Origin of the sequence: Paracraurococcus lichenis, assembly GCF_030657435.1 — a bacterium.
GTDB lineage: Bacteria > Pseudomonadota > Alphaproteobacteria > Acetobacterales > Acetobacteraceae > Paracraurococcus > Paracraurococcus lichenis.
Genome location: NZ_JAUTWS010000076.1, coordinates 1 through 20,593, shown reverse-complemented (window position 1 = coordinate 20,593; position 20,593 = coordinate 1). Strand labels below are relative to the sequence as shown.

Below are 20,593 nucleotides of genomic sequence, written 5' to 3'. Positions count from 1 at the left end.
TCCACCTTGTGGAACACCGGGCCGAAGCGGCAATCGCTGGCCTGCAGCCAGGTCTCGAGTACGCACACCGGGCAGGTCTCGGGCCGGGTGCCGCGGGCGATGCCGAGGCTGGCTCCCTGCCCGTCCTGGTCGCTCTTGCTGCGCGGTAGCAGCAGTCGCGCGCCCCCGGGCGGAAGGTGACGTGCTCGCGCTCAACGGCGACGGTTGTGTTGCAAAGTTTGCGACGAGCCGTGGACGGTCGTGGATGGCCGCGACAGGAGCCAGATCAGGCGGCAACCTGGAACAGCTTAGCGATGAAGGCGGCCTGAGCCCGCATGTCGCGTCCACCAACCCTCCGAACCTGCCCCTTCCTCACCACCGCCACCACCTCGTTACCCGTCAGTGTTCGTCGTGCCGTGTGGAAACCACCAAAGCCCAGCTTACGCATCTTCCGTGAAGGCCAGTAGGCGGATCGTGTGCCCCTCTTCGAGCCGCACCGACGCTCCCGATGGATACGCGATCACGACCGGATCGGCGCCTATACTGGTGATCTCTTGGTCCTCCACGAACACCCCGGCTGCCTCGCTCAGGGCTATGCAGGGGCGGTTTGCCCGCCTGCAGAAGTCCGCGAGCAGCCGCGACTGCTCCGGCGCAAAGTGCGTGTATGCGTTGTACCCGCCGAGGAGATCGAAAGCGCCCAGATCGAGGAGGCCCGCCGTGTTCTCGTCGGGCTCTGGACCGACCTGGGCCGACTCTATGTCATGGCCGAGTATGATGGCTCCGGCGCTCGTGCCGTAGATCGGCACCTCGTCCAGCACGGCCCTCAGCTTGGAGCCAAACCCCGCCGCCTTGACGCAGGCAAGAAGAGTAAACGTATTGCCGCCCATGACGAACAGGGAGTGGAATGAGCTTAGCGTGGCGGGCTCGGCGCCTGCGAGATCTCCGATGGTGTGGGCCGCGAATCCCTTGAGGGCGGGCCTCTCGAGTAGCCATCGTTCGGCTCCCTCCCAGGCGCCCTCTGCCGGAGCAATCGCATGAGGGATGCACGCAATCGTCCGCCGACCGGGATTGAGGGAGCGGTAGAAGCTGTCCACCTTCGAGGACCGTGTCGCGTCGCCGCCACCTGCCAGGATGAGCCTCATGCCATTCTCGGGACCACCCGACAGTGGACCCTCCCGTCGCATAAGGATGGAGACTGCCGAATCGGCCATGCGCATGCAACGGCGTAGCGCATGAGATGCAGGGCTATCGCATATGGAATTTGATGGTCCTCCGACGCGGTCGGAAACTCGGTTTTCGCCCCCTGTGGTCGAGTTTGGTCCGCGGTGACGGCTTCGTTCGACGCAAACGTGGCCGTAGAGAGCCATATGCGATAGCCCTGGCTGCGCACCTACTTCACCTTGCGCCGCCATCTCGGCGGCATATACCTCGACCTTCTGCGGTTCTTTCTGAACCACCGCCGGTTCCTGCGCAGCCGGCATGCCGAGCGGCAGGGCAAGAGCCCGCGGGAGCTGATGACCGGCCAGGACCATCCGCACTGGCTCACCCTGCTCGGCCTGGGACCGCTTGAGCCCCGGCGGCCCGAAGCAGCGGAGGCTGACCGCCTCCCGCACAGGGCATATCGGACGTTGACATCCGACCCTCAAAGGCCGGCGCTCTTCGCCCGTGTGACCCAAAACTGGCCGATTCTGAACCATACCGGACAGCGCTCGACATGGGTGCGGTCGCGGCCGCGATGGTCTGGTCCGACCCGGAGCGCGGCGCTTCGCTCCCGCTTTGGCAGGCGGAAGGGCAACGCGGTATCGCGGACGCTCCGACCTTCAGTGCAATCCATGCTACCTCACCGCCATGGAGACCAAGACCCCTATTCCACTCGCCATCCTCGTTGGCATTCAAACCCCGGAGGTCGACGATATCGCGCACGCAGCGAGCCTCGAAGAACTGGGGCGTCTGGTAAAGACGCTCGGCTACGAGGTGGTGGGCACCGTGTCGCAGCGGCGCGAGGGCACCGGCGCGGGGTCGCTGCTGGGCAGTGGCAAGCTGGCGGAGCTGGCAGCGCTCACGGGCGGCACCGGCGTGGTCGGCTCAATGGCGCCGCCCGCGAGATCCAAGGCACGGCAGCGCTTCGACGGCGCCGCCGAGGCGCCGCCCAGGGTGGAGCCGGACCCGGACGCCGGCCGCAAGCCCGACTTCGTCATCGTCGACCACGAGCTCTCGCCCAGCCAGATCCGCAACCTGGAACGGGCGACCGGTGCCGAGGTGCTCGATCGAACCGGCGTCATCGTCGAGATCTTCCACCGCCACGCCAATACCCGCGAAGCCAAGCTGCAGGTGGAGATGGCGCGGCTGAAATACGTTGCTCCCCGCCTGCGCGAAGCCTCTGGCGGCGGCGGGCGGCAGCAAGGGCCAGGCGCGGGTGAGACCACCCTCGACCTCGACCGCCGCAAGATCCGCGACCGGATTTCGGAGCTGAAGGAGCAGCTGGAAGCGGTGCAGCGCGACGCCGATAACCGCCGCTCCGTGCGGCGCGACCAACTGCGGGTGGCACTGGTCGGCTACACCAATGCGGGCAAGTCCTCGCTGATGCGGGCGCTGACCGGCAGCCAGGTGCTGGTGGAGGACAAGCTGTTCGCCACGCTGGACACCACCGTGCGAACCCTGCAGCCGGAAACCCGACCACGCGTGCTCGTCTCCGACACGGTCGGCTTCATCAAGCAGTTGCCGCACGATCTGGTTGCCTCTTTCCGCTCCACCTTGGCGGAGGCGCTGGAAGCCTCGCTGCTGCTGTTCGTGGTCGACGCATCGGACCCGACCTGGGAGGCGCAGCTGGAGGTGAGCCGCAGTGTGTTGCGTGAGATCGGGGCGGACGCGGTGCCATCGCGCCTGGTGCTGAACAAGATGGACCGGGTGGACGCCGTCAGGCGTGCAGTGCTGGCCGAGAAGCATCCGGACGCAATCATGCTCTCGGCCCACGCGCCGGAGGACGTGAGGGCGCTGCGGGACACCATCATCGCCTTTTTCGAGGCGGCAATGGTGGAAGACGTGCTGGTGCTGCCCTATGCGAAACAGGGGCTGATCGGCGAGGTGTACGACAGCGCACGGGTGCTGTCCGAGGAGTACGACGAGACCGGCCGGGTGCTGAAGGTCCGTGGCTTACCCGGCGCCATCACGCGGCTGCGGCGGAGCCTTGCCGCACCCTGAGACCTGGCCAAGATCCCCGCTGCCAGCGAGCTCGTTGGCGACCCTCACGAGTGGTGGGGGGATTGTGAACTTGGCGAACGCACGTCGGAATGAGCGCCAGATTACGTCGTCGTCAGCGCTGGACGCGGCAAAAAGCTGCGTTCACCCTGCGTAGCGGCGACGCATAGTGCGAATTTTTGTTCCGAGATAGCACGGGTTGACAATGCCTGATCGTCGCCAAGGGCAGGGGACAGGCCCCCCCGCCGGAAAGGAGGGGTTGAGCCAGGGATCGCCGCCTCGGTCACAGCCGGACCAGCATCTTCCCCGTGTTGCGACCGGAAAACAGGGCCAGAAATGCAGCGGGCATCGCTTCGAGGCCGTCCATCACGGTCTCACTGCCGGAGGTGCGCCCTTGCGCTATCCACTGTCCCATGTCCCTCTGAAATTCGCCGAAGCGATCGCGGAAATCACTCACGAGGAAGCCCTGGATGCGAATGCGCGCCGCGATGATGCGGAACAAGTTGCGCAGCGCGACCGGCTCGGTGCTGTTGTAGGCGCCGATCATGCCGCAGATCGCGAAGCGCGCGCCCTCCCTGGCCTGCGCAAGCGCGGCATCGAGGTGCTCGCCGCCGACATTGTCGAAGTAGACGTCGATGCCCTCTGGGGCGACCGCTTCCAGCTTGTCGGCGAGCAGGCCAGGAGATTTGTAATCGATCGCCGCATCGGCACCCAATTCGCGGACCAGCGCGCATTTCTCCGGGCCACCTGCCGAGCCGATCACACGCATCCCTTTAACCTTCGCGATCTGCACGACGGTCGACCCCACCGCTCCGGCTGCGGCGGAAACGAACACGGTCTCGCCCGCTTTCGCCTCCGCCACCCTGAGCAGCCCGAAATAGGCGGTCGCCCCGATTATGCCGAGCGTGTTGAGGTAGGCCTGCGGCGGCAGCCCGCTCGCGGGGAGCTTCGTGAACGCCTCGGCCGGGGCCGCGGCCTCGTCGCGCCAGCCGAAGCGATGCGACACAAGGTCTCCGGGTGAGAAGCCATCGGCTTTGGATTCGACAACCTCGCCGACCGCACCACCATCGAGCGGCGCGTCGAGCGCGTAGGGCGCGACGTAGCTCTTCGCCTCGGTCATCCGGGGGCGCATGTAAGGGTCGACTGAGAGCCAGAGATTCCGGACCCTGACCATCCCCGGCTCCAGCGGGGGAAGCGGCAGTGGCCGCAGATCGAAGTTGTCGAGAGTCGGCATGCCCTTCGGGCGAGACTTCAGGTACCAGGCGCGTGCCATTGCATTCCCCTCAAGCGGTCTCCGGTTGTCGGGCGGTCTGAAGTGCTTTTACGATGTCCTGCTCACCTGACGCCAGAGCCGCTCCCACGACATGTAAGCCGATGTCGTCGATCCGGCGCATGGCCTCGCGCAAGCCGGGTTGGAGCGGCGTTTCGGTCATCACTGCATCTCCTACGCCGGTTCCGTGTTTCGCGGGAGACCATGCAAAGCCGTAGGGGGCGGGGTCCCCGGGCCGCCAACTTGGTAAGACCCCGTTTTCGAAGTCACGGGGCGGGTATTCGCCTGCGATTGGGATGGCAGAGGCGGTGCAGCATCAGGCGGATCGCGGCCAGGGTGACCATCGCCTCGGAAACCTCGGGCAGCGCCTCGTAGTCCTTGGAGAGTCGCCGCCAGCGGCCGAACCAGCCGAGCGATCTCTCGACCACCCAGCGGTGCGGCTGCACGACGAAGCCGGTGGTGCCTGCGACGCGGCGGACGATGATCAACACCAGACTTACCAGGAAGCAGGCGAGCAAGGCCGCAAGCCGGTTGTAGGCGCTGTCGGCGAACACGACCCGGAGCCAAGCGTAGAGCGGCTTCAGGCGCTTCAGCAGGTCGCCAAGGCTGTCGGCGTCCTGGATGTCGTCCGCATGGACGAGGATGCCGAGCAGTAGCCCGTCGGTGTCGACCGCGACCTGGCGCTTGCGCCCCTTCACGCGTTTGGCGGCATCCCAGCCGCGCGGACCGCCGCTCTCCGTGGTCTTCACGCTCTGGGTGTCGACGATCGCCGCCGTGGGGCTGGCCTCCCGCCCGGCGCCCTCACGCAGCATGACCACGAAGTGGTGGCGAATGCTCTCCCACACGCCGTCGGCGAGAAAAGCGCGCATGTAGCCGTACACTGTTTGCCAAGGCGGGAAAGCCGGAGGTGGCGGCAGGTGCCGCCACTGGCAGCCGGTGCGTACGAGGTAGAAGAGGCCGTCCAGCAGGTTACGCATGTCCGTGCTGCGCGGCCGCCCGCCGGGCTTGGCGGGCGGGATCAGCGGCTCGAGCAGCCGGAACTGGTCATCTGTGAGGGCCTGGCCGGAGCCGAAGTCCCCAACCAGTTGGCGATCAGCAGGCGTCCACATGGCGGTCTCCAGGCAGAAAACCGCCTGCAACGCCGCCTGAAGGGCCAGGATCAGCCCCTCACGTCAGCCCCGCCCCCCCTTCGCAAACATGGGGTAATCGGGGCGGGCCGCCTCCCCGACGCCCCGGCGGCTAGGATCAGTTCCGGGGCCGTGATTCCGGGAGACGCCGCCATGGAGCAGTATGTCGCGCTCGACGTGTCGCTGAAGGAGATCAGCGTCTGCGTGGTCGACGGCAAGGGAGCCGTGACGTTCGAGGGCAAGGTCGCCGCCGAGCCTGCTGCCCTGGTCAGCCTGATCCGCAACAGGGCGCCGCATGTTGCACGGGTCGGCCTTGAGACCGGCGCCACCTCTCCATGGCTGTACCATACGCTGAAGAAGGCAGACCTGCCCGTGGTGCTGATGGATGCGCGGCACGCCAAGGCGGCGCTCTCGATGCGGCCGACCAAATCCGACCGCAGCGATGCCCGTGGTCTCGCCGAGATGCTCCGGATGGGGTGGTACCGCGCCGTCACCGCCAAGAGCTTCACCGCGCATGAGCGCCTGGCGCTGCTCGGAGCCCGGCGCCACCTGGTGGAGATTCGCGTCGAGCTGGACGGGCAGATCCGAGGCCTGCTGAAGATCTTCGGCCTGATCCTCGGCAAGGGGAACACCGATGCCCTGATCCGTCGCGCCGAGACCCTGGCGGAGGGAAATCCCGTCATCAGCAGCCTGGTGGCGAAGCTCGCCGAGGTGCAGCGGCATGTCGTCGCCCAGATCGCCGCTCTGGACCGCGACATCCGCCGCCTCACGCGGAGTGAACCCGTCCTGAAACGGCTCATGACGGTGCCGGGCGTCGGGCCGGTCACCGCCCTGGCCTTCCTCTCCACCATCGATGACCCGAAGCGGTTCAAGCACGCGCGCGACGTCGGGCCCTACCTCGGGCTGACGCCGACCCGCCACCAGTCCGGCGAGGTCGATCGCAACGGACGCATCTCGAAATGCGGCGACGCCTTCACCCGCACCTGCCTGTACGAGGCCGCCAATGTGCTGTTGACGAAGGTGCAGCGGTTCTCGCCGCTCAAGGCCTGGGGCACCCGCCTGGTGCAGCGGGTCGGCGCCAAGAAGGCGCGCGTTGCCGTCGCCCGCAAGATCGCCGTCATCCTCCGCTGCATCTGGGTGGACGGCACCGAGTTCTGGTGGACGCGCGAGGAGGCCAGGATGGCCTGACCCGCGCGCCACCATCCAGGCTCCGCTCCGGCGGAGAGGCTGTCTCTGTCGGGACGGCGGGTGAAGGCGACCACGCAGAGCCCGTTGGCCGGTCCGGCGGACCCCGCCTGATCAGGCCGCCGCAAACATCGTGGCGCCCCACCCCTGACCTCCATCATGGGGCGGATCACACCGACCCCGGAGAGAACCATGACCCCGGCAGCGGCCAGCCTCCACCTCAGTGCTTGACCTGGAAGCCCCGATTAGAGAACGGGCACTCAGGACCGTACAAGTGAGCAGCCGCCCTCATTCATGGGACGGAACGCCTCCTCGGCCGAGGTGGTCTGCAGCGGCTTGTAGTAATCCCAGGGGCCACGGCTGCTCAACGGAGCTTTCACCTCGAAGAGATAGGAAGGATGGATCTTCCGCCCGTCTTCTCGGATGCGGCCTTGGCCGAAGCATTCGTCGTCGGTCGGCATCGCCTTCATCCGGCGGACCACCTCCGTGCCGGAGCGTCTCGATTCCGCGACGCCCATCTCCGCGATGGCCTTCAAGTAGTGAAGGGTGGCGGAGTAGCAGCCGGCGTGGATTTGGTTGGGACGCTGCAAGTTGGGCATGCGTGGCAGCACGCGTTTAGTGAAGGCACGCGTCCCGTCGTTCAGGTCCCAGTAGAAGCTTTCGGTGCACACCAAGCCCTGGGCCGCGTTCAGGCCCATTGAATGCACGTCCCCGATCACCATCAGCAATGCGGCTAGCTTGGTGCCTCGCCGAGTGATGCCAAACTCGGCCGCCTGCTTGACACAGTTGACGGTGTCCGCGCCCGCGTTGGCGAGGCCGATCACCTTTGGTCGGGCCGCCTGCGCCTGTACTAAAAAAGCGGAGAAGTCTGACGTTCCGGGGAAGGGTGTACGCACGCTGCCCAGCACCTTCCCACCAGCGGCGCGCACGAAGAGCGCCGTATCGCGCTCTAACGCGTGGCCGAAAGCGTAATCGGCAGTGATAAAGAACCAGGTATCGCCGCCCGCCTGTACCATGGTGCCGCCGGTGCTTCGCGCCAGCATCCAGGTGTCAAAGGCCCAGTGAATCATAGTGGGTGCGCACTGCGAACCCGTAAGGTCGGAGGTAGCAGCGCCGACATTGATGCAAGCCTTGTTCTTCTCGCGTGCCACTTGGTTAACAGCCAGCGCGACAGAGGATGTGGGCACATCCAGAATCATGTCTACGCCTTGGTCATACCACTGCCGGGCCAGATTCACGCCCACGTCCGGTCGGTTCTGGTGGTCGGCGAAGATCACCTCCACGTCGAATCCGCGCTGGCCGAATTCAGAGACAGCCAGCTGCGTGCTGGCCACCGAGCCGGGACCAGTGTTGTCCTTATACAGGCCCGACATGTCATTCATCACACCGATGCGTATGGTGTTCGCTGCCTGCGCGCGCGACAACCGGGGCAGTACGGTGGCAGCACCTGTGGCGGCCCCTGAGGCCAGCAGCCCGCGCCGTCCAATATCCATGGCGTATTCCTCCCCTATTTTGAGGCTGGTGCGGTGTGCGCCGCCTGCCTTTCCCAATCTTTGTTGCCACGGCAGCCCAACACAAGCGTGTTGTGGTCGCTCGCGGGGGCGTGGTTTGAAACCGGGTCACACTCGACGTTGGATTGGCGTCACCGGAATGGGTGATGGCACCCTCGGGCTTTCACCGGTGAGGCGAGTATGGACCGAGGTATTGGCGCGGCAGTCAGGCCGCTGTCCGAGAACGGCCTCAAGGACCTCGCCATCCAGGCCCTGGCCGGCACCGACACGGTCAGCGACCTGGGCGCCCGGTATGGGGTCAGCCGCAAGTTCGTCTACCAGCAGGCGCACAAGGCCAGCGCGGCGCTGGACGAGGTCTTCTCGCCCACGGTGCGGGACGACGAGGTGCTGTTCGAGCTGGCGGTGACCAAAACCTGGCTGCGCCAAGTCATCGTCGCCCTGCCGCTGATCTGCCGTAGTTCGTACCGCGGCGTCGTCGAGTTCCTGCGCGACCTGCTGGGTCTGCCCGTCAGCTTGGGCCACGTCCACGATGTGCTCCAGGCGGTCACGCGGCAGGCGAGCGTGGTCAACGATGAACCAGACCTGTCGGCCATCCGCGTGGGCCTGCATGACGAGATCTTCCAGGGTGCAACACCCGTGCTGGCCGGCGTCGATGCGGCGTCGACCTACTGCTATCTCCTGCCGGCAGAGCAGCATCGTGATGCCAACACCTGGGGCGTGCACCTGCTCGATGCTGCCGAGCGGGGTCTGCGGCCCGACTACACCATCGCCGATGCCAGAGGTGGCTGGCCGAATTCGGACAGGGCGATAAGTGGAGAGGCTGCCTGAAAGCGGCGAAGATGCCGCAGATCAGGAGCAAGCATGACGAAGCGGACCCGCCGGACGCACAGTCCGGCCTTCAAGGCGAAGGTGGCCTTGGCGGCCATCAAGGGCGAGAAGACGCTGGCCGAGTTGGCGCAGCAGTTTGATGTACACCCGAACCAGATCACCGCGTGGAAGGCGCAGCTGGTTGGCAGCGCCGCGGAAGTGTTCGGCGCCTCTGGGTCGAGTACGAGAGCATGCAAAACTCTGGGGGGGGCGGCTTCCCGCCCTCAGGGGGGGCCGGGCTCCGGCGAGCTGGCCGCGCACCCAGCCTGAGAGCGAGCCCCCACGACTTTGCATGCTCTCACCGCTCAAAGCGGACCGAGCCGACCAAGCTCCATCGCCTTGATCTGCAGAGCCAGATATTTCGAGTTGATCCGGCATTGCGAGAGACCACCGGCGATGAACCATACGCCCTGTACCGGCGTGCGCTTATACATGTTGTTCAGTTCGCCATCCTCGCCGATGCCCCAAACAGGGCCGATGCGTTCGGCCATTGCATCGCCGAGCGCTCGGCGGACGAGTTCCTGCTGCGGATAGTAGCCCGTCGCGAGGACGATGAAGTCGGCAGGCACGGTCGAACCATCCTTCAGGAGTGCGCCGCGCCCGGTGAACCGTTCGATTCGGTCGTATTGCAGTAGGCCCAGCTCGCCCTTGATCATGAGAGCTGAACTGCCAGCATCGAGGTTGTAACCGCCGCCGCGGCGGAAATACTTCATCTGGTGGCCGGCCTGGTCCTCGCCTACGTCGTGCTTGAAGCCAATGCTCTTCAGCCCCTCGATCATCTCCCTGTCAAGTTCGAGCATGCGCTTGGTGACAGCCTGGTAGTTCCGGACCATGAGCGGCGGTGTCGCGGAGGAGACGATCAGGTCGCAATCCTCCAACGGCCCACCTTCGTCCCAGATCGCCTCGTTCAGCCTGGCGCTCGGGTCGATCGACACGACCGTCGTGGATCCGCGCTGGATCAGGGTCGTGTTCACGCCGTGGCTGTGCAGGTCGAGCGCTATGTCGTTGGCACTGCTGCCGGTGCCGAGGATGAACGCGTTCTTCCCCGCCCAGGCCGCGCCGCTGTCGAAGCCTTCGGAGTGAATGACCTGCCCTTTGAAGTCAGCCAGGCCCGGCAGGTCCGGGATCATGGGATAGCTGCTGACGCCATTGGCGAAGACGAGATGCCGTGGCCGGACGATGCGCTCCGTGCCATCGGCACGCTTCAGCCAAGCGGTCCAGCACTTGCCGCCTTCGTCCCACGTGCCCCGGACGAATTCCGTGCCCGTCCAGCAGTTAATCTCCATGACATCGGCGTAGAACTCAAACCAGTTCCCCAGCATGTCCTTCGGGATGTATGTCGGCCAGGTCGGTGGGAATTCCATGTAGGGCAGGTGGTTCAGATGGATGGAGTTGTGCAGCGCCAGCGAGTGGTAGCGCCGCCGCCAACTGTCACCGATGCGCGGCCATTGTTCGACGACGAGGGTGTCAACGCCGAGCTGGTTGAGCCGCGCGGCAATGGAGAGCCCCGCCTGGGCCGCGCCGATCACCAGCACTGCCGGTTCGCGGTCATCATAGGCGAGGGCCTTCCGGCGCATGTCCGCCCAGTTGTCGCCACCGAAATTGCGCGAGTAGGCCGCCCCGGTCGGCCGGTTGGCGCCGATCTTCTCTTCGCATCCGGTCAGCGATTCCAGCGTGGTCGACAGGAGCCAGGCCTTCATCGCCTCCTGGCCGCCATCGGCCGGCGATAGCCGGATGATGCCCGCGCCACGGCCTTCGGTCGTGGCGAATTCGAAGATCGCCTCGATGCTGGGGATGCCGGTGCGCGTGACATGGCGTGGCGGTTTCCGCCCCTGCGGGAGGTGGAAGCCATGCGCGGCAGTGCGCGCCTGGCTCATGACCAGCCGCGCCGCGATGGCATCCCGACCGGCTGCCGAGGCATAGGTCCAGGTGAAAGCAAGGACGTCCCGCCAATGCGAATCTTCGTGGAACAAGGCGGCGACGCGGGACGCGTCGCGGGAGGCGAGGGCCCCTTCGAAGGCCCCGAGCCATCCCGCGGCAGCACGCCGTGCCTGGTTCGCGCGTTGGAACTCGTGCAGGGTGTCATCGAACTGGTCCATCGCTGCCTCCCTTGCCGGCCCGGTCGCCGCAGTGGCGTCGCACCTCCTGTTACCCATCGCCACGGCGCCGGTCCACCGCCCGCGCTGGGATCATCCGCCGCGGATGAGGGGGCAGCCGCCCTGCTCGATGGGGCGGTAGGCTTCCTCGACCGGGACCTCGCGCTCCAGCCGGTAGACATCGTAGCGCCCGCGGGACTCCGCCGGCGACTTGACATTGAAGACATAGACCGGGCTGATCCGGCGACCATCGGCGCGGATCATTCCGTGACCGAAGATGGCATCCTCGGTCGGCAGGGCCTTCATCTTCGCCACGAGCGCACGCCCGTCCGTGGAGCTCCCGAGGGCGTCCGCCGCGCGCAGGAAATGCGTCACGGCAGCGTAGACATTCGCTTGCAAGTCGGTCGGCATGCGGCCGCCCATCCGCTCTCCGAAACGCCGGGCGAAGCTGCGCGTGCCCTCGTTCAGGTCCCAGTACCAGTTGCCGACCACGGTCGCGCCCTGCGTCGCCTCAAGGCCGAGCGAGACGATGTCCGAGACATAGACCGCTAGGCCGACCACGCGCTGTCCGCGCCGCGCCAAGCCGAACTCCGAGGTCTGCTTCATGCTGTTGATGAAGTCCGCCTGGGAGTTCGCCAGCGCCACGATGTTGGCGCGCGAGGCCTGCGCCTGCAGCAGCACGGACGAGAAATCGGTGATGCCGAGCGGATGCCGAACCGAGCCAAGTACCTTGCCGCCAGCTCGTGCCACCGCCTCCATCGACTGCTTTTCAAGGTCGTGGCCGAAGGCGTAGTCGGCCGTCACGTAGAACCAGGTCGCGCCGCCGGCCTGCACCAACGCCCGGCTCGGGACGTTGGACATAGACCAGGTGTCGAGCGAGTAGTGGATCAGGTTGGGCGAGCAGGCATCGCCGGTCAGACGGCTGGCGACGGCAGCGGTCACCAGGGCGACCCGGTTGGCGCTGCGCGCCACCTCGCCGACCGCCAACGCAATCGCCGAGTTGGGCAGGTCCACGACCGCATCCACGCCTTCCGTGTCGAACCACCGGCGGGCGAGTGCGGAGCCGGTATCGGCGCGGTTCTGGTGGTCGCCCGAGAGGATCTGCACCGGCAGCCCGGCGGCGCGGCCGCCGAAATCCTCCGCCGCGAGTTGGGCCGCGACAACCGAGCCGGGACCGGCGACATCGGCGAAGCTGCCGGAGAGATCGCTGAGGATGCCGATCCGGATTGCTTCGCGCTTCGGGGTCGGCTGCGCCGCGGCGGGCAGCGCGGCGAGGCCGACGAGCGCCGTCGCCAGCAGGAGCATGCGTCTGACCATGATCGTGTCCTCCCCGTCCCTTCCCTGCCTCAGCGGTCGTTGCCGCCGGAGAAGTCGCCTTCCGTCATGGGCACGGCCCCGGCCGCGGCGCGTGCCTGCGCCAGCATGGCGGGAAATGGCCTCGCATAGTGGCCGACCCGGCTGACCTCGAGGCCCAGCGCAGCCCTTGCCCCGGCCATGAAGGCCGCATGCCGAAACAGCGTGCCGAGCGCGTCCATCACCGGCGCGCCGTGCAGGCGGCGCACGCCGTGGCGCCAGACGAACTCGTTGAGGAAGCCATCGCCCGGGATCAGCACCTCAGCGCCTAGCGCGACCAGTCGGCCGCAGGCCTCGGCGAAGGCGTCCAGCAGCGGGCACGCGGCCCCGTCCTCCACCTCCAGCATGTACTCGTCGATCGGCGGGCGCATTGGCACGACGCCGGCCAGCCGCTCCCGCATCCCGTAGACGCGGGCAAGGTCTTCGTGCTGGGCGCGCTGGCTTTCCTCCAGCGATACCAGGCCGAAGCGCTGGCCGAGCGAGCAGGCGACGAGCATGCAGGTCTCGGAGAGCCCCATGCAGGGTATATCGACCAGCGACCGGCACGCACGCAGCGCGGGATCGTAGAAGCAGCCAAGGGCGAAGGCATCGTAGCCTTCGCGCTGGGCGGCCAGCGCCGCCTCGACCACCTGCTGTTCGTTCAGCATCTCCAGATAGCGGTACCGGATGGCATGGATCGGAGCGAATTCCGTCCCGTAGGTCCCAGGTTGGAGGCCGTGCAGCACCACGCTGTCGCCCGCCGGCATCACCGCCGCGGCATGCCGGGCGAGCGTCGCGCGGTAGACCGGCGCACAGTCCAGATCGCTGAAGCTCTGGTGCCAGATGCGCATCGGCTCAGGCCGCGTTGGCTCGGCGCGCCGCATGCCGGCCCGCCAGCCGGCCGAAGACCAGCCCCTTCAGCACTGAGGTCGCGCCGGTATAGGTCCGGTAGTAGGTCCCGATGATCTCGCCGGCGGCATAGAGCCCCTCGATCGACCGGCCATCGCCGTCCAGCACACGGCCATCGCTGTCCACCTTCACCCCGCCAAAGGTGAAGACATTCGCGGAGATGACGGGGTAGGCATGGAAGGGTGCCTCGTCCAGCGGCAGGGCCCAATTCGATTTGGGCGGGGTCAGGCCACTGGTGGCGAGGCCGTCGAGTTCCAGCGGCTTCCAATGGCCCGGCCGGCAGGCAGCGTTGTAGGCGCTTACCGTCTCCGCGAGAGCCTCGGCCGGCAGGTCGAGCTCTGCCGCCATTTCCTCGAATGTCGTCGCCACGATGGGCGGCTTGTCTGTCCGGATGGCAAGCCGGTAGTTCGGGATGCGCAAGTGCCTGGCGTCGAGGATGACATAAGCTAGGCCGTCGCGCTGCTCGAAGATCCGGCGCGTCACGCTCTCGTAGTGCGCATCCACCGTGCCAGGTGCCTCGTCCGTGAAGCGGTGGCCATCTCTGTTCACCAGGATGCCGTAGGGGAAGATGAAAACGGAGGGCTCAGAGATGCCGGAGCGCGGGTCGATCGGCTCGGCATGGTAGCTACCGAAGTCGCCGGCGGTTGCGGCGCCGACCTCCAATGCCATGCGGATTCCATCGCCGCGGTTGAAATTGGCGCCCTTGCAGATGGGCCTTAGGAAGGCGGCCCGCGGCCCGATATAGCGCGCCAGCATTTCGGCATTGCCTTCGAACCCGCCGCAGGCCAGCACGACGCGGCCTTGCAGATGCACCCGGCCGTCGGCCCGGCTGCGCGCCACCAGCCCGGTCACGCGGCCCTGCTCGTCCCGCTCCAGCTGCTCCGCCGCTGAATTGTAGAGGAATGTGACGCCGAGCGCCTCGGCCCGCGCCGCCAGCCCCTCTACGAGCGCGAGGCCGCCGCCGACCGGCAGAAGGCGCGGCTGAGACTTCGTCAGGAACTGTGTCGGCAAGAAGTCGAAGCGCAGACCGAAACCCTTGAGCCAGGCGATGGTCGGCCCGGCCTGGTCGGCGAAGGCCGCAATGAAACCGGGTTCGGCGATGGACAGGGCATTGGCGTAGGCCGCGCGCTCGCCAGCCGGACGAGCGCTCTCCTCGATCAGGTCGGGATCAACATAGCCGCTGCTGTTCTCGGCAAGGTGCGTCTCGAAGTCGTCCGTGACCTCGGACTCGCTCTTCATCCGGAGATAGGCCTCGGTGTAGCGGCTCTGGCCACCCCGCTCCTCGCGCGGCGCGCGTTCCAGGACGGCGACTCGCGCTCCGGCTTCGGCGGCCGCGACAGCCGCCGCGAGCCCGGCCGCGCCGCAACCGGCGACAACCACGTCAAAGCGCCGATCCTGCATGGCGCATCCCCCCATTTTCCAAACCATGACACGTGCCGGGAGGTCACGGAAGGCGATGCACGACCCGGTCCGCGCGCCATGACTTTGGCGCGAGGGCGATGGCAAGCGTCGTGTTGGTCATCGCAGCGGTCGAACCTTGGCGACCGGACGCGCGGCGCGCGATCTTCGTTCGCATGCGCCTCGCCGCTCTTGAGCCAGATCGGGGGTGCGCCGGGCGTGCCCTCACTGCCCAGGGCCAGATCACTCCAGCCGCAGGCCAATTCGCTGTACCACGTCGCGATAGAGTTCGAACTGCCGGTCCAGAAAGGCCCGGGTCATGGCCGGGCTGCTGTCCAGCTCTGGCACTGTCCCGGTCGCTTCCAGCCGACTGCGCACCGCAGGATCGGCGATCGCCTGGCTGGCCGTGCGGTCGATGGCCTCGACGATCTCGGGTGGCATGCCGGCGGGACCGGCGAGCACCGTCCAACTGGCCATCTCGTGGCCCGGCACGCCGGCCTCGCCGTCCCGTTCGAAGCGCCGCAGCCACTTCCGCAATGTCGGCCGCGAAATGCCAATCCGGCCGGCAGACCGCGCCCGCATCCCTCAGATCGTGGTAGCCCGCGACAAATGTCCGGCGCTTCCGAACTGCGCGTTCCACGGCCTCTCTTGTCTCCTTTGATCTCATCGTTGCTGTGACGGCTAGCCACGGTCCGGCCGCCCGGCCGTCAGCACCTCAAGCATGACCGCCTGGGCCATGGCGCATCCCATGATCCGTGGCGGCCTTCTGCCCCTTCCTCGGCTGCCGCTCTCGGCGTCGCCGCGGCGACGCCGGCCCTCACTCTGGCGATCACAAGCCAGGTTGACGGCGATCTCGGGCGTGACGGGACGGGCGCGGAGCCGCGCCTCTTGTTCGCCCGAGCATCGAGCATCGAGCATCGCCTTCGACACCCTTTTCGCTGGTTTGGCCGCCGCCCTCCCAAAGCCTTCGACTTCGCCTATTCCCGGACCGGCGATGCTGCCTCGTGGGTGTGAGGCTGGCGGCGCGCCTCGGTCGGCGTCGCAGTCGGCGTACCCGTCCCGGACTCTCCTCGTGCTTCGGCAGGCGGGCGGTCCGCACGGGCGTGTTGCGTCCATCGAGAATCGCCGGACCCGCGGTCCAAACTCCAGGTCCGGTCATCGAGGGCGGTCTCGCCGTCGCGGGTCCTTCCCCCTTGCGGGACCGCCTGGCTCGGCGCACTGCCCCGGGCGCCGGCGGACTCTAGCGAGGTGTTCCATGCTGCCCCCGGACGCGATCGGCTACCTGGCCAGCGGCTTGGTGCTGGCCACATTCTGCATGCGGCACATGGGGCCGCTGCGCGCAACGGCGCTTTGCAGCAACGTCGCCTTCATCGCCTACGCGGTACAGGGCGGCGTGGGCCCGGCTGGCCGGCATGCCGGTGGATTCGACGATGACGTCGATTACCTCCTCGACCTCCTCAACATTCCAGAGCGTTGAACAGCCCTGCTCGCGCAGGCCCTATTGCGGCGTGATGCCAGCCTCGCGGATCAACCCGCCGATCTCGCGCAGCTCCCGCGCCAGCAGCGTGGCCAGGACCTCCGGCCCGCCGCCCGCCGGCTCGTAGCCGAGATCGACCAAGCGCTCGCGCACTGGGCTGGCGCGCACCGCCTTGGCGATCTCGTCCGACAGCCGTCCCACCACGGCCGGTGGCGTGCCGGTGGGCGCGAAGACCGACACCCAGCTGCGAAACTGGAAGCCGGGCACGCTCGCGCCGATCGGCGGCACCTCGGGTAGTTGTATTGTCGCCTGCGGGCCGCTGACGCCAAGCGCCCGCGCCTGGCCGGCGCGCACCTGCTGCAACGCCTCAGCGATCGGTGCGAAGACCACCTGGATGCGGCCAGCCACCAGCTCCTGCACCGCCGGGGCCCCGCCGCGGAAGGCGACATGAGTGAACCGCACGCCCGCAAGCTTCTCAAACAGGGCACCAACGAGATGCTGGGTGCTGCCCGTGCCCGCGGTGCCGGCGTTCAGCGCGCCCGGATCCGCCTTCGCCAACGCAATGAACTCGGCGAGGCTCCGCGCCGGCACCGATGGGTGCACGATCAGCACGGCATCGATGGTGGCCACGAGAGAAACCGGCGCGAAGTCGCGTTGGACGTCAAACGTCAGGTTCTGGAAAAGCAGGGGGTTCAGCACATGCGTGGACTGCCCGCCCATCAGCACCGTGTAACCATCGGGTGCGGCGCGCGCCACGGCCTCGCTGGCGAGGTTGCCGCTCGCCCCAGTGCGGTTCTCGACCGGCACCTGCTGCCCGAGCGCAGGCGCGATCGCCTGGGCGACTACCCGCGCGGCCGTGTCGGTTGCGCCACCGGCCGAGAAGCCGACCAGCATGCGGATAGGGCGATCGGGGGTCCAAGCTGGCCGCGCCTGGGCTAGCGCCTGACCGAATGGCACCGCGCCTGCGGCGGCCGCGAGCAACGGACGACGACGGATCATGATCAGGACCTCCCCACCATTTACCGGGCCAGCCGGCGTTTGGCGCCGCCGGCGTGTTATGGCCCCGACCGCCGCTGCCGCGCGCGGAGCTGCTCCGAACTGTGGTCGATTATCCTCGCGGCTGCCGCTCAGTGTCGAGCCTTCCGTACGGGCCGCTGCGGGCGTGGTTCGAAACCGGGTCAAACGTGGGGCTGGGATAGCGCTACGGGGATGGGTGATGGCCCCTCGAATTTTCACCGGTGAGGCGAGTATGGACCGAGGTGTTGGCGCGGCAATCAGGCCGCTGCCCGAGAGCGGCTGCAAGGACCTCGCCAGCCATGCCCTGGCCGGCACTGAGCCGCTCAGCGATCTGGCCGCCTAGCACGGGGTGAGCCGCAAGTAACCCAAAACTGGCCGTTTCTGCATCACGCCATCCCCGCTATGGTTCCGCCCTTTGCGGCGTGGCCGCCGCCAGATGAGGATGTGTGGATGGCGGGACAGGGCGCAGCGGTTACGGGCGTGACCGACAACCTGACAGCCGGGAAGGCCGTCGGTGCCGCGGTGGTCGGCAACGTGCTTGAATGGTACGACTTCTCGGTCTACGGCTATCTGGCGACCATCCTGGCGCGGCGGTTCTTCCCCGCCGACGACCCGACGACTGCATTGCTCGCCACCTTCGCCGCGTTCGGCATCGGCTTCGTGGCGCGGCCTGTGGGCGGCATTGTCATCGGCCGGATGGGCGACACCCGCGGGCGCAAGGCCGCCTTGCTCCTGACCATCTTCATGATGGCTTTCGGAACGGTCGCCATTGGCCTGCTGCCGACTTACGGAAGCATCGGCATCCTCGCTCCCGTCCTGCTGGTCGCGTGCCGACTGGCCCAGGGCTTCGCCGCCGGGGGCGAATGGGGCGGGTCGACGGCATTCATCGTGGAATGGGCGCCGCGGGACCGCCGCGGCTTCTTCGGCAGCTTCCAGCAGGCCAGCGTCGCCGGTGGCTTGCTGCTCGGCTCGGCCGTCGCTGCTACCTTCAGCACCCTGCTCCCGGTGGAGGCCATGGAAGCATGGGGCTGGCGCATCCCGTTCCTCCTCGGCGGCCTACTGATTCCCCTCGGGGTCTATATGCGTCGGAACATAGAGGAGACTCCGGCTTACCAGGGGGTCAGGGCCGAGACGCCAAGGCCGCGCGCTGGGAAGTCTGGCAACTGGTTGCTGGCCGGACGCGCCTTCGGCTTCACCATTCTCTGGACAGTCTCCTACTACGTCATGCTCAGCTACATGCCGACCTTTACCCAGGCGCACGCCGGGCTGAGCCGATCGGAGGCGCTCTGGTCCAACACCGTCGGATTGGTGGTGCTGGTCGCGGCCGTCCCAGCGATGGGCCTGCTGTCCGACCGCATCGGGCGCAAGCCGCTGCTGTTGGGCTGCTGCCTGGCATTCGCCGTTCTCACCTACCCACTGTTCGTGCTCGTCCTCTCGGGCCGTGGCCTCGGCACGGTCATCCCGGTCCAGATCGCCTTTGCGCTGATGATCTCGGCGTTTTCGGGCCCCGGCCCGGCGGCCATCTCGGAGATCTTCCCAACGGCGTCACGCTCCACCTACATGTCGACGGGCTACAGCCTGGCGGTCGCGGTCTTCGGGGGTTTCGCGCCTTACATCGCCACTTGGCTCATCGCTACGACTGGCTCTCCCCTCTCGCCAACCTACTACGTGATCGCCTCGGCCATCTTGTCTACCCTGGTCATCCTGCGGCTGCGCGAGACCGCGCACTCCGATCTGGCCTGACCTGAACGAGGAACCGAGCCATGTTCCAGGACAGCCACAGCCACGCCTCCGAGATAGAGCCCTGGCAATGGCCGGACCGGCACTGGCAGGGGCTGATTGGCCAAGTACGTGCCGGTCGGCCGCTACGCCCGCTCCGGTGGCCGGGCGGGGCGCGCTGCGCCGTCGCGCTCTCCTTCGACAGCGACCACGAAACCAACGAGCTGCGGGAGGGCGGCAAGTCGATCGGTCGGATGTCTTGGGGGCAGTTCGGCAGCCGTGTCGGCGGGCGTGGTTCAGAATCAGCCTGTTTTGGGTCACACGGGCGCACGAAGAGTGCCGGCCTGTGAGGGCCGGATGTCGACGTGCGATGTGCCGTGTGCGGGAGGCGGTCAGCCTCCCCCGCGTCAAGCCCGCCGGGGCTGAAGCGGTCCCAGGCCGAGCAGGGTGAGCCAGTGCGGATGGCCCTGGCCGGTCATCAGCTCCCGCGGGCTTTTGCCTTGGCGCTCGGCGCGCCGGCTGCGCAGGAAGCGGCGGTGGTTCAGGAAGAACCGCAGCAGGTCCAGGTACGAGCCGCCGAGATGGCGGCGCAAGGTGAAGTGGGTGCGCAGGCGCGAGTTGAGGTTCTCCACCAGGGAGCTGCTGCGTGGTGTGCTGGCCATGGCCCGGTGCACGGCGCCAAAGAGGACGTGGAACTTGCCTCCCAACCGCGCGCGTAGCTCACTCCATCTCTGCCAGTATGCGGAAGAAGTGGTGGGCAGGCGATGCAGGATGCAGGCTTCCCGCACGAGAGACTCGGGGACAGCGTGGCCACGTGCGATGGCGGCCAGCTTGACATCGAGCAGGCCGGCGAAGGCGAGCAGGTGGTCGCGCTGGTTCTGCAGGGCGACGCGCACCGGGCGAATGCGTCGCGGGTCCTCGAGCTCGCGGGCCATTAGCTCGGCGACGATGAAGTCGAACAGCTCTCGCCGGGTCGCCAGGCCTGGGCCGGCCAGGGCGAGGACGTCGTGCCGCAGCCAGTGCACGAGCGTTCGCACGTCGCGGGCGAGGCATGACGCCTGCGCCTCCGTATGACGGGCCTGCTCGAGCTGGACGAGAAGCTCGTCCTTTGGGTGTCGCTGACCGGCGCGGCTGATTCCAGCTTGCAGCGTCTTGCGCCGGGACGTGGCGCCCGCGGCAAGGCGCGACAGCGTGTTGGCCAGGCCCTCACTCCGGCGTTGGATGTGGAATACGTCGCCATGGCACGGCGTGTCGCCCCAGGCCGCCTGCTGCCCGGCGCGCAGGCCCCGCCCAGCATCAGCGATGGTGTAGTCGGGCCGCAGTCCCCGCTCGGCCGCATCGAGCAGGTGCACGCCCCAGGTATCGGCATCACGGCGCTGCTCCGCGACCAGCAGGTAGCAGTAGGTTGACGCCGCATCGACGCCGGCCAGCACAGGCGTTGCACCCTGGAAGATCTCGTCGTGCAAGCCCACCCGGATGCCCGACAGGTCTGGCTCATCGTTGAGCAC

Annotated in this window: 18 protein-coding genes and 2 pseudogenes; 7 read left to right on the top strand and 13 right to left on the bottom strand. The window is 67.4% G+C overall.

Translation table 11 applies throughout. The features are described from left to right. Nucleotides 1–419 precede the first annotated feature (419 nt). Nucleotides 420–1,121 (bottom strand): Type 1 glutamine amidotransferase-like domain-containing protein, encoded by a 702-nt coding sequence (locus Q7A36_RS33140; protein WP_305108081.1) that lies wholly within the window; start codon nt 1,119–1,121, stop codon nt 420–422. Between the two features lie 706 nt (nt 1,122–1,827). On the opposite strand from Q7A36_RS33140, the gene hflX reads away from it, so the two are divergent. Next, nucleotides 1,828–3,180: a GTPase HflX gene (gene hflX / locus Q7A36_RS33135; RefSeq protein WP_305108080.1), complete on the top strand. Its 1,353-nt coding sequence runs from the start codon at nt 1,828–1,830 to the stop codon at nt 3,178–3,180. Between the two features lie 280 nt (nt 3,181–3,460). Here the strand turns inward: hflX and Q7A36_RS33130 are convergent, their stop codons facing one another. The 3 genes from Q7A36_RS33130 to Q7A36_RS33120 form a co-directional block, all read right to left on the bottom strand. Further along, nucleotides 3,461–4,450, bottom strand: a complete 990-nt coding sequence (locus tag Q7A36_RS33130; RefSeq protein WP_305108079.1) for an NADP-dependent oxidoreductase — start codon at nt 4,448–4,450, stop codon at nt 3,461–3,463. A gap of 10 nt (nt 4,451–4,460) precedes the next feature. Beyond that, on the bottom strand, nt 4,461–4,610 hold the full coding sequence (locus tag Q7A36_RS33125; protein ID WP_305108078.1) for a hypothetical protein: 150 nt from the start codon (nt 4,608–4,610) through the stop codon (nt 4,461–4,463). A gap of 103 nt (nt 4,611–4,713) precedes the next feature. After that, nucleotides 4,714–5,556, bottom strand: a complete 843-nt coding sequence (locus tag Q7A36_RS33120) for an IS5 family transposase (protein WP_305108077.1) — start codon at nt 5,554–5,556, stop codon at nt 4,714–4,716. Between the two features lie 171 nt (nt 5,557–5,727). On the opposite strand from Q7A36_RS33120, the gene Q7A36_RS33115 reads away from it, so the two are divergent. Further along, nucleotides 5,728–6,762: an IS110 family RNA-guided transposase gene (locus tag Q7A36_RS33115; RefSeq protein ID WP_305108076.1), complete on the top strand. Its 1,035-nt coding sequence runs from the start codon at nt 5,728–5,730 to the stop codon at nt 6,760–6,762. Between the two features lie 257 nt (nt 6,763–7,019). Here Q7A36_RS33115 and Q7A36_RS33110 read toward each other — a convergent pair whose 3' ends face one another. Further along, a complete protein-coding gene (locus Q7A36_RS33110; RefSeq protein WP_305108075.1) occupies nt 7,020–8,252 on the bottom strand; it encodes an ABC transporter substrate-binding protein in 1,233 nt (410 codons plus the stop codon). Nucleotides 8,253–8,450: 198 nt separating this feature from the next. On the opposite strand from Q7A36_RS33110, the gene Q7A36_RS33105 reads away from it, so the two are divergent. After that, entirely contained in the window at nt 8,451–9,098 is a 648-nt protein-coding gene (locus Q7A36_RS33105; RefSeq protein WP_305108074.1) for a hypothetical protein, read from the top strand. Between the two features lie 33 nt (nt 9,099–9,131). Further along, a pseudogene (locus Q7A36_RS33100) lies at nt 9,132–9,320 on the top strand (transposase); the annotation flags it as partial. A gap of 122 nt (nt 9,321–9,442) precedes the next feature. Here Q7A36_RS33100 and Q7A36_RS33095 read toward each other — a convergent pair. The 6 genes and pseudogenes from Q7A36_RS33095 to Q7A36_RS41785 form a co-directional block, all read right to left on the bottom strand. Next, nucleotides 9,443–11,236, bottom strand: a complete 1,794-nt coding sequence (locus Q7A36_RS33095; RefSeq protein WP_305108073.1) for a flavin-containing monooxygenase — start codon at nt 11,234–11,236, stop codon at nt 9,443–9,445. A gap of 90 nt (nt 11,237–11,326) precedes the next feature. After that, the gene (locus Q7A36_RS33090) at nt 11,327–12,550 is read right to left on the bottom strand and encodes an ABC transporter substrate-binding protein (RefSeq protein ID WP_305108072.1); all 1,224 of its coding nucleotides are present in this window, start codon (nt 12,548–12,550) and stop codon (nt 11,327–11,329) included. Between the two features lie 29 nt (nt 12,551–12,579). After that, nucleotides 12,580–13,416: an aspartate/glutamate racemase family protein gene (locus tag Q7A36_RS33085; protein ID WP_305108071.1), complete on the bottom strand. Its 837-nt coding sequence runs from the start codon at nt 13,414–13,416 to the stop codon at nt 12,580–12,582. Between the two features lie 4 nt (nt 13,417–13,420). Further along, complete coding sequence (locus tag Q7A36_RS33080) at nt 13,421–14,875, bottom strand: FAD-dependent oxidoreductase (protein ID WP_305108070.1); 1,455 nt, start codon at nt 14,873–14,875, stop codon at nt 13,421–13,423. A gap of 240 nt (nt 14,876–15,115) precedes the next feature. Next, nucleotides 15,116–15,364 (bottom strand): type 2 periplasmic-binding domain-containing protein, encoded by a 249-nt coding sequence (locus tag Q7A36_RS33075; protein ID WP_305108069.1) that lies wholly within the window; start codon nt 15,362–15,364, stop codon nt 15,116–15,118. 9 nt (nt 15,365–15,373) lie between these two features. After that, a pseudogene (locus Q7A36_RS41785) lies at nt 15,374–15,454 on the bottom strand (helix-turn-helix domain-containing protein); the annotation flags it as partial. A 673-nt stretch (nt 15,455–16,127) separates the two neighbouring features. Here Q7A36_RS41785 and Q7A36_RS33070 point away from each other — a divergent pair. Then, nucleotides 16,128–16,349, top strand: a complete 222-nt coding sequence (locus Q7A36_RS33070) for a hypothetical protein (RefSeq protein WP_305108068.1) — start codon at nt 16,128–16,130, stop codon at nt 16,347–16,349. 21 nt (nt 16,350–16,370) lie between these two features. Here Q7A36_RS33070 and Q7A36_RS33065 read toward each other — a convergent pair whose 3' ends face one another. Then, nucleotides 16,371–17,348 (bottom strand): Bug family tripartite tricarboxylate transporter substrate binding protein, encoded by a 978-nt coding sequence (locus tag Q7A36_RS33065; RefSeq protein ID WP_305108067.1) that lies wholly within the window; start codon nt 17,346–17,348, stop codon nt 16,371–16,373. 468 nt (nt 17,349–17,816) lie between these two features. Between Q7A36_RS33065 and Q7A36_RS33060 the strand changes: the two genes are divergently transcribed. Together Q7A36_RS33060 and Q7A36_RS33055 are read left to right on the top strand one after the other, a co-directional pair. Then, the gene (locus tag Q7A36_RS33060) at nt 17,817–19,109 is read left to right on the top strand and encodes an MFS transporter (RefSeq protein ID WP_305108066.1); all 1,293 of its coding nucleotides are present in this window, start codon (nt 17,817–17,819) and stop codon (nt 19,107–19,109) included. Nucleotides 19,110–19,129: 20 nt separating this feature from the next. Next, nucleotides 19,130–19,435 (top strand): hypothetical protein, encoded by a 306-nt coding sequence (locus Q7A36_RS33055; protein ID WP_305108065.1) that lies wholly within the window; start codon nt 19,130–19,132, stop codon nt 19,433–19,435. Nucleotides 19,436–19,492: 57 nt separating this feature from the next. Here the strand turns inward: Q7A36_RS33055 and Q7A36_RS33050 are convergent. Then, nucleotides 19,493–20,593, bottom strand: a 1,101-nt coding sequence (locus Q7A36_RS33050) for a hypothetical protein (RefSeq protein WP_305108064.1), incomplete at its 5' end; no start/stop codon positions are given.

Bases quoted from the DNA above. Each gene is read 5' to 3' on its own strand.
- Q7A36_RS33090 (WP_305108072.1), bottom strand. From the start codon at position 12,550: ATGGTCAGACGCATGCTCCTGCTGGCGACGGCGCTCGTCGGCCTCGCC.
- Q7A36_RS33070 (WP_305108068.1), top strand. From the start codon at position 16,128: ATGCTGCCCCCGGACGCGATCGGCTACCTGGCCAGCGGCTTGGTGCTG.
- hflX (WP_305108080.1), top strand. From the start codon at position 1,828: ATGGAGACCAAGACCCCTATTCCACTCGCCATCCTCGTTGGCATTCAA.
- Q7A36_RS33125 (WP_305108078.1), bottom strand. From the start codon at position 4,610: ATGACCGAAACGCCGCTCCAACCCGGCTTGCGCGAGGCCATGCGCCGG.
- Q7A36_RS33055 (WP_305108065.1), top strand. From the start codon at position 19,130: ATGTTCCAGGACAGCCACAGCCACGCCTCCGAGATAGAGCCCTGGCAA.
- Q7A36_RS33065 (WP_305108067.1), bottom strand. From the start codon at position 17,348: ATGATCCGTCGTCGTCCGTTGCTCGCGGCCGCCGCAGGCGCGGTGCCA.
- Q7A36_RS33060 (WP_305108066.1), top strand. From the start codon at position 17,817: ATGGCGGGACAGGGCGCAGCGGTTACGGGCGTGACCGACAACCTGACA.
- Q7A36_RS33080 (WP_305108070.1), bottom strand. From the start codon at position 14,875: ATGCAGGATCGGCGCTTTGACGTGGTTGTCGCCGGTTGCGGCGCGGCC.
- Q7A36_RS33110 (WP_305108075.1), bottom strand. From the start codon at position 8,252: ATGGATATTGGACGGCGCGGGCTGCTGGCCTCAGGGGCCGCCACAGGT.
- Q7A36_RS33085 (WP_305108071.1), bottom strand. From the start codon at position 13,416: ATGCGCATCTGGCACCAGAGCTTCAGCGATCTGGACTGTGCGCCGGTC.
- Q7A36_RS33095 (WP_305108073.1), bottom strand. From the start codon at position 11,236: ATGGACCAGTTCGATGACACCCTGCACGAGTTCCAACGCGCGAACCAG.
- Q7A36_RS33140 (WP_305108081.1), bottom strand. From the start codon at position 1,121: ATGAGGCTCATCCTGGCAGGTGGCGGCGACGCGACACGGTCCTCGAAG.
- Q7A36_RS33115 (WP_305108076.1), top strand. From the start codon at position 5,728: ATGGAGCAGTATGTCGCGCTCGACGTGTCGCTGAAGGAGATCAGCGTC.
- Q7A36_RS33105 (WP_305108074.1), top strand. From the start codon at position 8,451: ATGGACCGAGGTATTGGCGCGGCAGTCAGGCCGCTGTCCGAGAACGGC.
- Q7A36_RS33130 (WP_305108079.1), bottom strand. From the start codon at position 4,450: ATGGCACGCGCCTGGTACCTGAAGTCTCGCCCGAAGGGCATGCCGACT.
- Q7A36_RS33120 (WP_305108077.1), bottom strand. From the start codon at position 5,556: ATGTGGACGCCTGCTGATCGCCAACTGGTTGGGGACTTCGGCTCCGGC.